Below are 13,795 nucleotides of genomic sequence, written 5' to 3'. Positions count from 1 at the left end.
GCTATCCCGCTCGCAACATGGGTCCGCATGCTGCCCTGGCCGACTTCGGGGGCTTTCGGATCAGGTCTGCAGGGTGGAGAAAAAGGCATGCCGACATACAGGGCTCCGGTCCAGGATACGCTGTTCGTGCTCAACGAGGTGCTGGGTTACCAGCGCTATTCGAACCTTCCCGGATTTGCCGACGCCACGCCCGATGTGCTGGAGGCTATCCTCGCTGAAGGCGCCAAGCTTGCCGAAAACGTCATGCATCCGCTGAACCGTGTCGGCGACATCGAAGGCTGCGTCCGCCATGACGACGGCTCTGTGACGACGCCAAAAGGTTTCAAGGAGGCCTTCGACCAGTATCGCGAGGGCGGCTGGATGGGACTGGCCGCACCCGTCGAGTTCGGCGGCCAGGGGCTGCCCTACGCGGTGCACACCGCCGTTGCCGAATATATGGTGTCGGCCAACATGTCGCTGATGATGTATCCGGGCCTGACGCAGGGCGCGATCGCGGCGATCATCACCCACGGCACCGACGAGCAGAAATCCAAATGGCTGCCGAAGATGGTTGAGGGTGCCTGGACCGGCACCATGAACCTGACCGAGCCGCATTGCGGTACCGATCTTGGCCTGCTGCGCACCAAGGCGGTGCCGAATGGCGATGGCACCTACAAGATTTCAGGCCAGAAGATCTTCATCTCGGCCGGCGAGCACGACATGTCGGACAACATCGTCCATCTGGTGCTGGCCCGCATCGAGGGCGCGCCGGAAGGCGTCAAGGGCATCTCGCTGTTCATCGTGCCGAAGCTCAAGCTCGACGCCTCCGGCAATCCGGGCACGAGGAACACCGTCTCCTGCGGCTCGATCGAGGAGAAGATGGGCATCCACGGCAATTCGACCTGCGTCATGAACTATGACGAGGCCGAAGGCACGCTGCTCGGCGAGGCCAATGGCGGCTTGAAGGCGATGTTCACGATGATGAACGAGGCGCGCCTCGGCGTTGGCCTGCAAGGGCTGTCGCTGTCGGAGATCGCCTACCAGAACGCCGCCGCTTACGCCAAGGACCGCTTGCAGGGCCGCTCGCTGTCGGGGCCGAAGGCGCCGGACAAGAAGGCCGACCCGATCATCGTCCATCCCGACATCCGCCGCAGCCTGATGACCATGAAGGCCTTCAACGAGGCCGGCCGCGCGCTGGCGCTGTGGACGGCGATCAAGTCCGACATCGCCCACCGCTCTGGCGACGACAAGGATCGCCAGGCCGCCGACGACTACACCGGCCTGATGACCCCGGTGGTCAAGGGCGTGCTCACCGACAAGGGGTTCGACCACGCCGTGATGGCGCAGCAGGTGTTCGGCGGTCACGGCTACATCGAAGAGCACGGCATGAGCCAGTTCGTGCGCGATGCCCGCATCGCCATGATCTATGAAGGCGCCAACGGCATCCAGGCGCTCGACCTTGTCGGCCGCAAGCTCGGTTTGAATGGCGGCCGCGCCGTGCAGGCCTTCTTCAAGGAGGTCGGCGAATTCTGCGAGGAAAACCGCTCCGACGAGAAGATGGCGCCGTTCACCAAGGCGCTGAAGAAGGGCCTTAACGATTTGCAGGCGGCGACGATGTGGCTGCTGCAGAACGGCATGGCCAAGCCCGACAATGCTGGCGCTGCCTCCACCGATTTCATGCATCTCTTCGGCCTTGTGGCACTGGGCTACATGTGGGCGCAGATGGCCAAGGCTGCGCTTGGCAAGACGGGTGCCAACGGTTCGCAGTCCTTCTACGACAACAAGGTTGTGACGGCGCGCTTCTTCATGGAGCGCATCATGCCGGAAACCGGCGCTCATCTCGCCCGCATTTCCAGCGGTGCCGACACGCTGATGGCTCTGCCGGCGGAAGCGTTCTAAGCTCCAACGCCGGCACCGCCGGCCCTGTCTGTCGATACGCGGAGGAAATCGTGGCGACAAATCCCGCCGAAGTGCTCTCTTTGCCGACGCCCGCCTGGGCGGCGGACGAGGTCGGCATGCTCTACGACATGGCGCACCGCTTCATGTCGGAAGAAATCGCGCCGCGCTACGATGAATTCGAGAAGAACGAGATGGTCGACCGCGAGAGCTGGTTGAAGGCCGGCGCTGCCGGTCTGCTCTGCGCCTCGATGCCGGAGGCATATGGCGGCTCCGGCGGCACCTTCGCGCATGAGAGCGCCATCATCGAGGCCATTGGCCATGTCGGTGTCGATGGTTTCGGTATCGGCCTGCACAACTCGATCGTCGCCCCTTACATCCTCCACTACGGCTCTGAAGAGCAGAAGAAGAAATGGCTGCCGAGGCTGGCGACCGGCGAGCTGATCGGCGCCATCGCCATGACCGAGCCAGGTGCCGGCTCCGACCTGCAAGGCGTCAAGACGCGGGCCGAGAAGGATGGCAACCAGTACAAGATCAACGGTTCCAAGACCTTCATCACCAATGGCCAGCTTGCCAACTTCGTCATCGTCGTCACCAAGACCGATCCGGAGAAGGGCGCCAAGGGCACCTCGCTGATCGTCGTCGAGACCGATGAGGTCGAAGGCTTCCAGCGCGGCCGCAACCTCGACAAGATCGGGTTGAAGGCCAACGACACCTCGGAGCTGTTCTTCAACGATATGCGCGTGCCGACTTCCAACTTGCTCGGCCACGAGGAAGGGCAGGGCTTTGTCCAGCTGATGCAGCAATTGCCGCAGGAGCGGCTGCAGATCGGCACCAGCGCCATTGCAATGATCGAGCGGGCACTGGCGCTGACCATCGACTACGTCAAGGAGCGCAAGGCGTTCGGCAAGGCGATCATCGATTTCCAGAACACCCAGTTCAAGCTGGCCGAGTTGAAGACCGAGGCGACCATCGGCCGCGTCTTCTACAATGATTGTGTGACCCGTCACATCGCCGGCGGCCTCGACCCGGTGACGGCGTCGATGGCCAAATACTGGCTCAGCGACCTGCAGGGAAAAGTCGTCGACGAATGCCTTCAATTGCATGGCGGCTATGGCTACATGAATGAATACCCGATCGCCCGCATGTTCCGCGACGCTCGCGTCCAGCGCATCTACGGCGGCACCAACGAGATCATGAAATTGCTGATCGGACGCTCGCTCTAATGCATGTCGCCCAAAAGTGATCCCGGTTTTGGGAGATCGACATGCATCAGTCCAAAGCCGTTCGATAAACCCAAGGAGCAAAAAAGATGGCCGAAGCTTATGTCTATGACGCTGTGCGCACGCCGCGCGGCAAGGGCAAGAAGGACGGATCGCTGCACGAGGTGCCGGCGGTGCGACTTGCCGCCAAGACGCTCGAAGCCTTGCGCGATCGCAACGGGCTCGACACCGGCAATGTCGACGACATCATCTTCGGCTGCGTCGATCCGGTCGGCGAGGCGGGCTCGGTCATTCCGCGCGCCGCCGCCTTCGAGGCCGGCTATGACACCAAGGCGCCTGGCATGCAGATCTCGCGCTTCTGCGCGTCGGGCCTCGACGCCATCAATCTCGGCGCTGCCAAGATCGCACAGGGCGCGGACGACATCGTCATCGCCGGCGGCGTCGAATCGATGTCGCGCGTCGGCATGGGCGCCTCCGGCGGCGCCTGGTTCATGGATCCTTCGGTTGGCCTGCCCGGCTGGTTCGTGCCGCAAGGCATCTCGGCCGACCTGATCGCCACCAAATACGGTTTCTCGCGCGACGACGTCGACGCCTATGCGGTCGAGAGCCAGAAGCGCGCGGCAAAGTCCTGGGCCGATGGCCGTTTCAAGAAGTCCGTCATCCCGATCAAGGACCAGAACGGCCTGACCATCCTCGACCATGACGAGCATATGCGCCCGTCGACCGACATGCAGTCGCTGGCCTCGCTCAACCCTTCCTTCGTCATGCCTGGCGAAATGGGGGGTTTCGATGCCGTCGCGGTGCAGAAGCATCCGGAGGTGGAAGAGGTCAACCACGTCCACCATGCCGGCAATTCGTCCGGCATCGTCGATGGCGCTGCCGCTGTTCTGCTAGGCTCGAAGAAGGCCAGCAAGGCGATGGGGCTGAAGCCGCGCGCTCGCATCCGCACCTTTGCCAACATCGGCTCCGAACCAGTGCTGATGCTGACCGGCCCGGTCGACGTCACCGAGAAGCTGTTGAAGCGTGCCAAGATGAAGCTGTCGGATATCGACCTGTTCGAGCTCAACGAGGCCTTCGCATCGGTCGTGCTGCGCTACATGCAGGCCTTCGACATCGAGCACGACAAGATCAACGTCAATGGCGGCGCCATTGCCATGGGCCATCCGCTCGGCGCGACCGGCGCGATGATCTTCGGCACGGTGCTGGACGAACTCGAGCGCCGCGATCTCAACACCGCACTGATAACGCTGTGCATCGGTGCCGGCATGGGCACCGCAACGATCATCGAACGCGTCTGATAGGGGAGAGAAATCATGAGCTACACCAATTTCACCCTCGACATCGACGCCAACGGCATTGCGCTGGTCACCTGGGACATGCCGGGCCGATCGATGAATGTCTTCACCGAAGAGGCGATGCTGGAACTGAACGCCATCGTCGACACGGTGGCGGGCGATGCCGCCATCAAGGGGGCGGTGATCACCTCTGGCAAGGACACCTTCTCCGGCGGCGCCGACATCACCATGCTGCAGAAGATGCTGACCACCTTTGCCGCCGAAAAAGACAAGGATGTCGAAAAGGCCACCAAGGCGCTGTTCGACAATGCAGGCACTATGACCGGCCTGTTCCGCAAGCTGGAAACGTCAGGCAAGCCCTGGGTGTCGGCGATCAATGGCACCTGCATGGGCGGCGCCTTCGAATTGTCGCTCGCTTGCCACGGCCGTGTCGCGGCCGATAGCGACAAGGTCAGGATGGCGCTTCCCGAAGTGAAGATAGGCATCTTCCCGGGCGCCGGCGGCACCCAGCGCGTGCCGCGGCTGACCGATCAGCAGCAGGCGCTGCAGATGCTGACTTCCGGCCAGGCGTTGTCGCCGCAGAAGGCCAAGTCGATGGGCCTGATCCATGAGCTCGCCGAACCGGCCAAGCTGGTCGAAACCGCGAAGGCGATGATCAGGAACGGCCTGAAGCCGGTGGCGCCGTGGGACGAGAAGGGTTTTAAGCTGCCCGGAGACCAGATCTATTCGCCAGCAGGCTTCAATCTGTGGCCGCCGGCCATTGCGATCCTGCGCCGCGAAACCTATGGCAATTATCCAGCTGCCGCCGCGATCCTGAAATGCGTCTATGAAGGCCTGCTGGTGCCGTTCGACACGGCCCTGCGCATCGAGCAGCGCTATTTCACCGAGATCATGCAGACCCAGGAAGCGGCGGCGATGATCCGCTCGCTGTTCGTTTCGCTGCAGGAACTGAACAAGGGCGCGCGTCGCCCTGCCGGCGTACCGGAAACCAAGTTCAAGAAGATCGGCATTCTCGGCGCCGGCTTCATGGGCGCCGGCATCGCCTATGTCACCGCCAAGGCGGGCATTCCGGTGGTGTTGCTCGACCGCGACATGGAGTCGGCCGCCAAGGGCAAGGCGCATTCCGACAGCCTGGTCTCGGATCAGGTGAAGAAGGGCCGCGCCAAGCCCGAGGAGAAGGACAAACTTCTGTCGCTGATCACGCCGACGGCCGACTATGCCGACCTTGCCGGTTGCGACCTGGTGGTCGAAGCGGTGTTCGAGGATTCCGCCGTCAAGAAGAGCGTCACCGAGCAGGCGGAAGCGGTGCTAAAAACCTCGGCGATCTTCGCCTCCAACACCTCGACCATTCCGATCTCGTCGCTGGCCAAGAATTCGGCGCGGCCGAAGAACTTCATTGGCATCCACTTCTTCTCGCCGGTCGACAGGATGATGCTGGTCGAGATCATTTTGGGCAAGAAGACCGGCGACAAGGCGCTCGCGACAGCCATCGATTTCGTCCGTGCCATCAAGAAGACGCCGATTGTCGTCAACGACACCCGCGGCTTCTACGTCAATCGCTGCGTGCTGCGTTACATGTCGGAAGCCTACAAGATGCTGATCGAGGGCGTGCCCGCGCCAATGATCGAGAATGCGGCAAAGGCCGCCGGCATGCCGGTCGGCCCGCTGGCTCTGACCGACGAGACGGCCATCGACCTCGCGCAAAAAATCATGAAGCAGACCATGCGCGATCTCGGCGACGCCGCGGTCGACCAGAAGCAGATGGCGTTGATCAACAGCATGGTCGACGACCATGGCCGCTTCGGCCGCAAGAACGGCAAGGGCTTTTACGACTATCCAGCCAAGCCGGCCAAGAAGAAGCTGTGGCCGGGCCTCAAGGATCTCTTCCCTCAGCTTGCGGCGGAGAAGGTCGATTATGAAGAGTTGCAGCAGCGGCTGCTGGTCACCATCGCGCTGGAAGCGGCCCGGGTGATGGAAGAGGGCATCGTCACCGACCCGCGCGAGGCCGATGTCGGCTCGATCCTGGCCTTCGGCTTCGCGCCCTACACCGGCGGCGCGCTGTCCTATATCGACGGAATCGGCGCCAAGGCATTCGTCAAGATCGCCAAGAAGCTGCAGAAGAAATACGGCGCCGAATTCAAGGCGCCCAAGCTGCTGCTCGACATGGCCGAAAAGGGCGAGACCTTCTACGGGCGCTTCGATCCCTACGCCAAGGGTGACGTGAAGCAGGCGGCCTGACGCTGGTCGATCTATGTCTGGGTGCGACGGCAGCGCTGCGCGCGCCTTTCGGAGGCGCAAAGGACGCTTGTCGCCCTTTGATTTGCGCATGATGGCCACGGCACGTAGCCGTGGCCGGCGCGCTTCAGCTTTCCCATACGATCCGTCGGTGATAAATTAGCTTTTGCTAACTAAAGTTGGCAGAAGGACGCAATCGTCATGCGTATGATGCTGAGAGTTTCCATCCCGGCCGAGGAAGGCAACAAGGCGATCAAGAACGGCAGCATGGCCAAGTTCATCGAGCACACCTTGTCCGACCTCAGCCCGGAGGCCGCCTATTTCACCGTCGACGGCGGCCGGCGGACGGCCTACCTCGTCGTGGAGGTAAAGGACAGTTCGGATATGCCCTATGTCGCCGAGCGGTTCTTCTTCGCCTTCAATGCCAGCGTCGAAATGATCCCAGTGATGAACGCCGAGGAACTCAGGAAGGGCTTGCCGAGGGCGATGGCGGCGATGGCCGGATAGGTTCATCGGCGATCATTGGTGTCTGATCTCTGAACCGCGCGGCGTTGTCGCGGCGGCACAGAGTTTTGTCGGCAATCCGCCGGCTACGCACGGTGGACATGGCGGCGGTTGCGCGTTAGACAGGAAGAGGCATTTTTTCCTGTTTCGAGGGAGAGCGAGCTTGCTCTCGCATGACCGTGTCTGGGCTGCCATCGATGCTCTCGCCGAGCGCTATTCGCTGTCGGCTTCGGGGCTGGCCCGGCGCGCGGGGCTCGATTCGACGGCTTTCAACAAGTCGAAACGTCTGTCGTCGGATGGCCGGCCGCGCTGGCCTTCGACCGAATCGCTGGCCAAGATCATCGAGGCGACAGGGGCTACGCTCGACGAATTCATCGGCCTAGTCGAGGGCAGGACCGGATCCGCATCGGTCGCCCTCAGGCGCTCCGTGCCGTTGCTCGGCTTTGCCCAAGCCGGCGCCGGCGGCTTCTTCGACGATGCCGGCTTCCCGGCCGGGCAGGGCTGGGATCTGGTTGAACTGCCGGCGCAATCGACCGAGAACTCCTATGCGCTGCAGGTGCAAGGTGATTCCATGCTGCCGCTCTACCGCAATGGCGACGTCCTCATCGTCGAGCCTGGCGCAATCGCCCGCAAGGGCGATCGCGTCGTCGTCAAGACAACCTCCGGCGAAGTGATGGCCAAGGTGCTCGAGCGCCAGACCGTCAAGTCGATTGCACTGGTCTCGCTCAATCCCGATCATCCGGACCGCGACATTCCCATGCGCGATGTCGAATGGGTGGCGCGGATTGTCTGGGCAAGCCAGTAGGCCCGGCTGGTGCGGTTCCCTCATCTTGTCCTGGCGGTTCTGATGATCCCGGCGATGGCCGCCATGGTCGTCGCCGGCGGTCGCACGCTGAAGGGAACTGAAGGCGTAGTAACGGTGGATCAGGTCGATCCGGGCGCCGACACGATCTCGCAGGAGGGCACCGAGACGGTGCCCGCCGAACCGGCGACATCCGCCATAACCGCTCCGCAGCCGCCAAAGCCGGCGCCCCATTCGAGGGCGATCGATCCTGAAATTATCGTACCACCGGAACTGCCCGCCGAAGGGCTTGAGCGCGTCGAGCCGCGCGAGCCGTTGAGCAAGTTGGCGCTGGCCGTGCCGCCCAGGCCGAAAATGCCCGACGACTGGAACGGGACAAAGCTGTTCCAGCCGGTCGCGCAGGCCGCCGGCCTGATCGAGGCCAAGGGCTATTCGGTCGCGGTGTCGGGCATCGACATCGTCAGGCAGGACGAGACCTGCAGCGATGACGGCAAAGCCTGGCCGTGCGGTATCCGGGCGCGAACGGCGTTCCGCGCCTTCCTGCGCGGCCGCGCGGTGGTCTGCACCGTGCCGCCGGAGGGCGGTCGCGACCTGATCGCCGCCGAATGCCGGATCGGTAAGCAGGATGTCGGTCAATGGCTGGTCGAAAACGGCTGGGCCCGCGCCGCCAAGGGTGGGCCCTATGTCGAGGCCGGCGACAAGGCGCGCACGGCCAGGAAGGGCATTTTCGGATCGGCGCCAAACCTTTCCGGCATGCCGGCGATGCCGGCCGCACCCAGCCCGGCGCCTCAGGCGCCGAGCTCGATCCTGGAAGAGGTCGACGGCGTGCTCAAGCCAGCTGACCAGCCAGCGCCCGCTCAATGAGCGCCCGCGTCTCGGCAATGCCATAGAGCGCGGCGAACGAGCCGAAGCGCGGGCCGCGCTCCTGGCCGATCAGCACCTGGTAGATCATCTGGAAGAAGGCGCCCGACACACCGGGGCCACCTTCCGGGCTCTGCTTGGAATGATCCTGATAGCGTTCGATCCTGCGTGCGACGTTGAGCGAAGCGTTCTGGATCGCTTCGCCGTTGGCGTCCGCCGGCAGCGCGCCAAGCGCCGTGTCGAGGGCTGCTAGCGCCTCGCGCTCGACCTCGTCGGCCGGGCGGAAGGTTTTCGTCGGCTTCACGAAATCGTCGAAATAGCGGATCGCATGGCCGACCAGCTGGTCGAGCTCGGGATGCGTCTTTGGCGTCACCCCCGCGGTATGACGCGAAATGAAGCCCCACAGCACATCCTTGTTCTGCGCGTTGGAAGCGCTGACCAGGTTGAGCAGCAGCGAGAACGGCACCGGCATGTCGATGGCCGGCGGGTTGCCGTCATGCATATGCCAGACCGGGTTGCCCAGCCGCTCCTTCCAGTCCTGCCGCGGGTAAGCGCCGAGGAAGGTGTAATACTCGTCCACCGCCCTCGGGATGACATCGAAATACAGCTTCTTGGCCTGCCGCGGCCGCTGGTACATATAGAGCCCGAGGCTCTCGGTCGGCGCATAGGTCAGCCACTCGTCGATGGTCAGCCCGTTGCCCTTCGACTTCGAGATCTTCTGGCCGTTCTCGTCGAGGAACAGCTCATAGACGAAATGCTCCGGCGCACGCCCGCCCAGGATGTTGCAGATGCGGTCATAGACCACCGCATTGGTCTGGTGGTCCTTGCCGAACATCTCGAAATCGACGCCGAGCGCTGCCCAGCGCATGCCGAAATCCGGCTTCCACTGCAGCTTCACCCTGCCGCCGGTGATCGAAAGCGTGGTCTCGGTGCCTTCATCGTCGAAGGTGATGGTGCCGGCCTTGGCGTCGACATGCTTCATCGGCACGTAGAGCACGCGGCCGCTCTTCGGCGAAATCGGCAGGAACGGACTGTAGGTGGCCTGCCGCTCAGAGCCGAGCGTCGGCAGCATCACCGCCATGATCTGGTCATAGCGTTCGGCGGCGCGCAGCAGCATCGCATCGAAGCGGCCCGACTTGTAATATTGCGTCGCGCTGGCGAACTCGTAGTCGAAGCCGAACGTGTCCAGGAAGCGGCAAAGCATCGCGTTGTTGTGATCGGCAAAGCTCGGGTAATCGTCGCCGAACGGATTGGGCACCGACGACAGCGGCTTGTGCAAATGTGGCTCCAGCGCTGCACGATCCGGCACGTTGTCGGGGATCTTGCGCATGCCGTCCATGTCGTCGGAAAAGCACAGCAGCTTGGTCGCAACCTTGTCCTGCGTCAGGACGCGGAAGGCGTGCCGCACCATCGTTGTGCGCGCCACCTCGCCGAACGTGCCGATGTGCGGCAGGCCCGACGGTCCGTAGCCGGTCTCGAACAGGATTGTTTCAGGAAAGTCGGTGCCTTTGTAGCGTTCGATGATCTTCTTGGCTTCCTCGAACGGCCATGCCTTGCTCTCGGTCGCGGCCGCCAGCAGCTCGGGATTGAGATCGATGGTGTTTGATCCCGCCATGTCACAGTTTTCCAAATAAATCGCCGGTGTTGCCCGGAACAGGGGTTTTCAACCGGTCTCTAGGCGTGCGTGGCCGGAGCGTCAACGCGTGCAGCGCTTTTTCCTTGCGGTGCAGATACCGCTTTCCTACCTTCGGAGCCGTTCAAGGAGTACAGAATGCCGTTGCCGACGCCGCATGAAGCGCTGATCTACCTGATGGTCATCACCTCGGCTTCCGACCGCGACATGACCGATGTCGAGTTGGCCCGGATCGGCGACGTCGTCCGCTCGTGGCCTGTGTTCGAGGACTTCAATCGCGACCGGCTGGTCAGCGTCGCCCAGGCCTGCCAGAAGATGGTTAATGAAAAGGACGGGCTGGAAGGCGTTCTTGCGCGGGTTGCCCAGGCCCTGCCGGAGCGCTTGCGCGACACCGCCTATGCCGCCGCCTTCGAAGTGGCCGCCGTCGATCTCGAAATGCGCATGGAGGAAGTCCGGGTGCTGCAGCTCATCCGGCGTCAGCTTGACCTCGACACGCTGACGGTCGCCGCTATCGGTCGTGCCGCCAAGGCGAGGCTGCGCACCCTGACCTAGGGCGCTGCCTTTCGGTTGGCTAGAAAAAGCTGACCGGGAAATAGCGCAGGTAGAATTCGGCGAACGTGCCCTTCATCGAGATCTCCTGCAGCGCGTAGTCGAACGCGGCGGCCAGCGCGGGGTCGTCCGCCCTGGTGGCGATGGCCATGCCCGAACCCAGATATTCGGGCGCCAGATAGGGACCGCCGGCAAAGCGGCAGCAGCCGGCCGCATCCGAGCCGCCCAGCCAGAAGGCCAGCCGCATGCCGTCGCCGAAGGCGGCGTCGAGCTTGCCGGCCTTGAGATCGGCATAGAGATCTTCCGGCCTGTCGAAAGGGACGATCTGAACGGTGTTGAAATAGTCGCGCAACATGCGCTCATGCGCCGAGCCGGCGAGCACTCCGACACGCTTGCCGCGCAATTTGTCGAAGACCGGTTCGGTCAGATCCTTGCTCTTCTGCGTGACGAAGCGGGCCGGGAACTGCAGGTAGGAGCGCGAGAAGGCATAGGTCGACCGAGATTCGGGCGTTGCGGCGATGCCGGCAATGATCGCTTCGCCCTCACCTTTCTGCAGCGCGCCTTCGAGCTCTGCCCAGGGCAGAGCCTGGATCTGGCATTTGTCGACAATACCAAGCTCGGCGCAGATGGCGCGTGCCAGATCGATATGGAAACCGGACAGTTTTCCCGAGCCGTCGAGGAAATTGAAGGGCGGAAAATCCGTGGTCGTCAGGAAGCGCAGCCGGGGCAGTGCCGAGAGGTCCGGTTTTGGCAGCCGCTCCTTGGCATCCCACAGCACCGGCACCTGCGGCACCTGCGGCTCGGCGGCGGGCGCGGCACCGGCGACCGACAGCGCTCCGATCAGCAGCGACGCAAGAGCCAAAAACCTCCACTGGAACGCCACGATAAGACTCCGCCGCAGTCGTGTTGGCAGGTTTTGGTACGAAAATGACAAAGGTACAATGCTTTTTGATTTCAACGCGTCGATTTCAGGATATGCTTTAGGGAGTTTGCAAATAGCAGTGGCTGCCTTGGTTGGGGGACCAGGGTTGAGAACCACGACCGGAAACATGCGGTTTGCAATCCGTGGTCGGTGGTGAAGTGCAAACGAAGCACGCATCATTGGTCGCAATGCATGAGGCAACATAGGGTTGATGTTGCGATGGGTCAGTTCGATCGCACGCTGGAATTCATAGACCAATTGCAGCACGCCGGAACGGCGGCGGCAGTCTGCGAAACGTTGCTGGGTGTAACGTCGGATTTCGGGCTCACCGCGCTGATGGCGGGAACCGTGCCGCAGCCGGGCACGCCAAGCGGCCAGCAAAAGCAGCATGTGCTTCTGTGCGACTGGCCTGTTGAATGGCTGGAGCGCTATGTGGCGCGCAACTATGTCGATCACGACCCGGTCGTCAGCCACATGAAACAGCTGCAGGCGCCGTTCCAGTGGCGCGAAGCCTCACAGGGCGTCCGCATCGACAAAAGCAGCGGCGAAGTGATGGGCGATGCCGGTGCGTTCAAGCTGCGCGACGGACTGGCCTTCCCGCTGATCACGCTCGACGGCCAGATCGTCATGGTGTCGCTGGGCGGCGAGGCAGTCGAATTGTCGGCGGCCGAGTTCGGCATGGTGTCGCTGGTGTCGACCTATGCGGTCGGCCGCGCCATGCAGCTCCATACGATGGCGAGCAACACCATCGATCACATCGTACTGACGCCGCGCGAACGCGAATGCCTGCAATGGGCCGCCGTCGGTAAGTCCGAGTGGGAGATTTCGCAAATCCTCGGCATCTCCGAACACACCTCGGAGAAACATCTTCTTAACGCCAAAAGCAAACTTGGTGCCGTCAACCGGGTTCAGGCGGTCGCGGAAGCGATAAGGCGGGGCTACATTAGTTAGGTCGGCCGTGCCGGCCTAGCAATTCTAGCCTACGCGATCACGCAATTTTCTCATCGAAGCACGGCCGTATCTTCCTCTGAAACCAGGAGATGACGGAATGCTTTTTTCTCTCACAACCCAAGAATTGATGGAACGCCCGGACCTTTGGGAGGCGGTCCATCGCTTGCGCTACAAGATATTCGTCGAGGAGATGGGATGGGAGGACCTCAGGCGCCCCGACGGGCTCGAATGCGATCAGTTCGATCATGACGAGGCCGTCCATCAAATCGTCATCAGGGGCAGTGAAGTCGCAGGCTACCAGCGGCTTTTGCCGACGACGCGGGGACATCTGCTGACCGAGGTGCTGACCGACCTCTTTGAAGGAACGCCGCCCTCCGGACCCAACATTTATGAGTTGACCCGCTATGCAGTCGCTCCAGGTTACCGCGATGGCCGTCGCGGCGTGTCAACCGTCGGCACCGAGCTGATCGCTGGCTTCGTCGAGTGGGGACTGAAGCGCAACGTCAACCAGGTGATCATCGAGTTCGAGCCGATGTGGGTGCTGCGCGCATTGCAGCTGCATTTCCTGGCGACCCCGCTGGGCTATCAGCGCACCTATGGCAACCAGCAGGTCGTAGCCACCTTGCTTACCTTCAACGAGCACACGCTCGATGTGGTGCGTTCGCGCCGCAATCATTTTGCTCCCGTGCTGACCAGGGGATACCCCGACATGCTCGGCCAAAGGCGTGCGTCGTGAAATCGGAGACAGTCATGAGCCCCCATCCGCAACCAGAACTCCGCAACCACACGTTAATGGTCACCGTATCGTCGAATGACGGCCGGCCGGTGCTGGACAGAAGAGCCTATGAAAGCCTGGCAAAGACCTTCCATGAAGCCGCCGACAATGAGGAGGTGCGCGTCGTCGTGCTGCGCGGCCTGTCAGGCTGCTTCTGTCTCGGCGGCGAT

The 13,795-nt window shown here is 62.6% G+C and carries 12 protein-coding genes and 1 pseudogene; 11 read left to right on the top strand and 2 right to left on the bottom strand.

All coding sequences use genetic code 11. The features are described 5' to 3' along the window. Positions 1–87 precede the first annotated feature (87 nt). From AC0ZT5_RS27770 to AC0ZT5_RS27740, 7 genes are all read left to right on the top strand, one after another. Positions 88–1,878, top strand: a complete 1,791-nt coding sequence (locus tag AC0ZT5_RS27770; protein WP_488499031.1) for an acyl-CoA dehydrogenase — start codon at positions 88–90, stop codon at positions 1,876–1,878. Between the two features lie 50 nt (positions 1,879–1,928). After that, positions 1,929–3,101, top strand: coding sequence for an acyl-CoA dehydrogenase family protein (locus AC0ZT5_RS27765; protein ID WP_488499030.1), 1,173 nt, complete (start codon positions 1,929–1,931; stop codon positions 3,099–3,101). Positions 3,102–3,187: 86 nt separating this feature from the next. Continuing rightward, positions 3,188–4,396, top strand: coding sequence for an acetyl-CoA C-acetyltransferase (locus AC0ZT5_RS27760; protein WP_488499029.1), 1,209 nt, complete (start codon positions 3,188–3,190; stop codon positions 4,394–4,396). 15 nt (positions 4,397–4,411) lie between these two features. Beyond that, on the top strand, positions 4,412–6,631 hold the full coding sequence (locus AC0ZT5_RS27755; protein ID WP_488499028.1) for a 3-hydroxyacyl-CoA dehydrogenase NAD-binding domain-containing protein: 2,220 nt from the start codon (positions 4,412–4,414) through the stop codon (positions 6,629–6,631). Positions 6,632–6,829: 198 nt separating this feature from the next. Continuing rightward, complete coding sequence (locus AC0ZT5_RS27750) at positions 6,830–7,135, top strand: hypothetical protein (protein ID WP_488499027.1); 306 nt, start codon at positions 6,830–6,832, stop codon at positions 7,133–7,135. Between the two features lie 160 nt (positions 7,136–7,295). Then, positions 7,296–7,937 carry a S24 family peptidase gene (locus AC0ZT5_RS27745; protein ID WP_488499026.1) on the top strand — a complete coding sequence of 214 codons (642 nt, stop codon included), beginning with the start codon at positions 7,296–7,298 and terminating at the stop codon, positions 7,935–7,937. Between the two features lie 9 nt (positions 7,938–7,946). Then, complete coding sequence (locus tag AC0ZT5_RS27740) at positions 7,947–8,798, top strand: thermonuclease family protein (protein ID WP_488499025.1); 852 nt, start codon at positions 7,947–7,949, stop codon at positions 8,796–8,798. On the opposite strand, the gene AC0ZT5_RS27735 is transcribed toward AC0ZT5_RS27740, so the two are convergent. Next, entirely contained in the window at positions 8,764–10,410 is a 1,647-nt protein-coding gene (locus AC0ZT5_RS27735; protein WP_488499024.1) for a lysine--tRNA ligase, read from the bottom strand. The genes AC0ZT5_RS27740 and AC0ZT5_RS27735 overlap by 35 nt on opposite strands. Positions 10,411–10,566: 156 nt before the next feature. On the opposite strand from AC0ZT5_RS27735, the gene AC0ZT5_RS27730 reads away from it, so the two are divergent. After that, positions 10,567–10,980 (top strand): tellurite resistance TerB family protein, encoded by a 414-nt coding sequence (locus AC0ZT5_RS27730; RefSeq protein ID WP_488499023.1) that lies wholly within the window; start codon positions 10,567–10,569, stop codon positions 10,978–10,980. A gap of 19 nt (positions 10,981–10,999) precedes the next feature. On the opposite strand, the gene AC0ZT5_RS27725 is transcribed toward AC0ZT5_RS27730, so the two are convergent. After that, positions 11,000–11,860 carry an ABC transporter substrate-binding protein gene (locus AC0ZT5_RS27725; protein WP_477289836.1) on the bottom strand — a complete coding sequence of 287 codons (861 nt, stop codon included), beginning with the start codon at positions 11,858–11,860 and terminating at the stop codon, positions 11,000–11,002. Between the two features lie 258 nt (positions 11,861–12,118). Between AC0ZT5_RS27725 and AC0ZT5_RS27720 the strand changes: the two genes are divergently transcribed. From AC0ZT5_RS27720 to AC0ZT5_RS27710, 3 genes and pseudogenes are all read left to right on the top strand, one after another. Then, positions 12,119–12,850, top strand: a complete 732-nt coding sequence (locus AC0ZT5_RS27720; RefSeq protein WP_488499022.1) for a helix-turn-helix transcriptional regulator — start codon at positions 12,119–12,121, stop codon at positions 12,848–12,850. Between the two features lie 97 nt (positions 12,851–12,947). Then, the gene (locus tag AC0ZT5_RS27715) at positions 12,948–13,586 is read left to right on the top strand and encodes an acyl-homoserine-lactone synthase (RefSeq protein ID WP_095082315.1); all 639 of its coding nucleotides are present in this window, start codon (positions 12,948–12,950) and stop codon (positions 13,584–13,586) included. A gap of 14 nt (positions 13,587–13,600) precedes the next feature. Then, positions 13,601–13,795 (top strand): annotated as a pseudogene (locus AC0ZT5_RS27710) (enoyl-CoA hydratase-related protein); the annotation flags it as partial.

The organism is Mesorhizobium sp. CNPSo 4670 (genome assembly GCF_057784235.1).
Note: the sequence above shows the minus strand (reverse complement) of the source record. Positions and strands in the feature narration are given on the sequence as shown.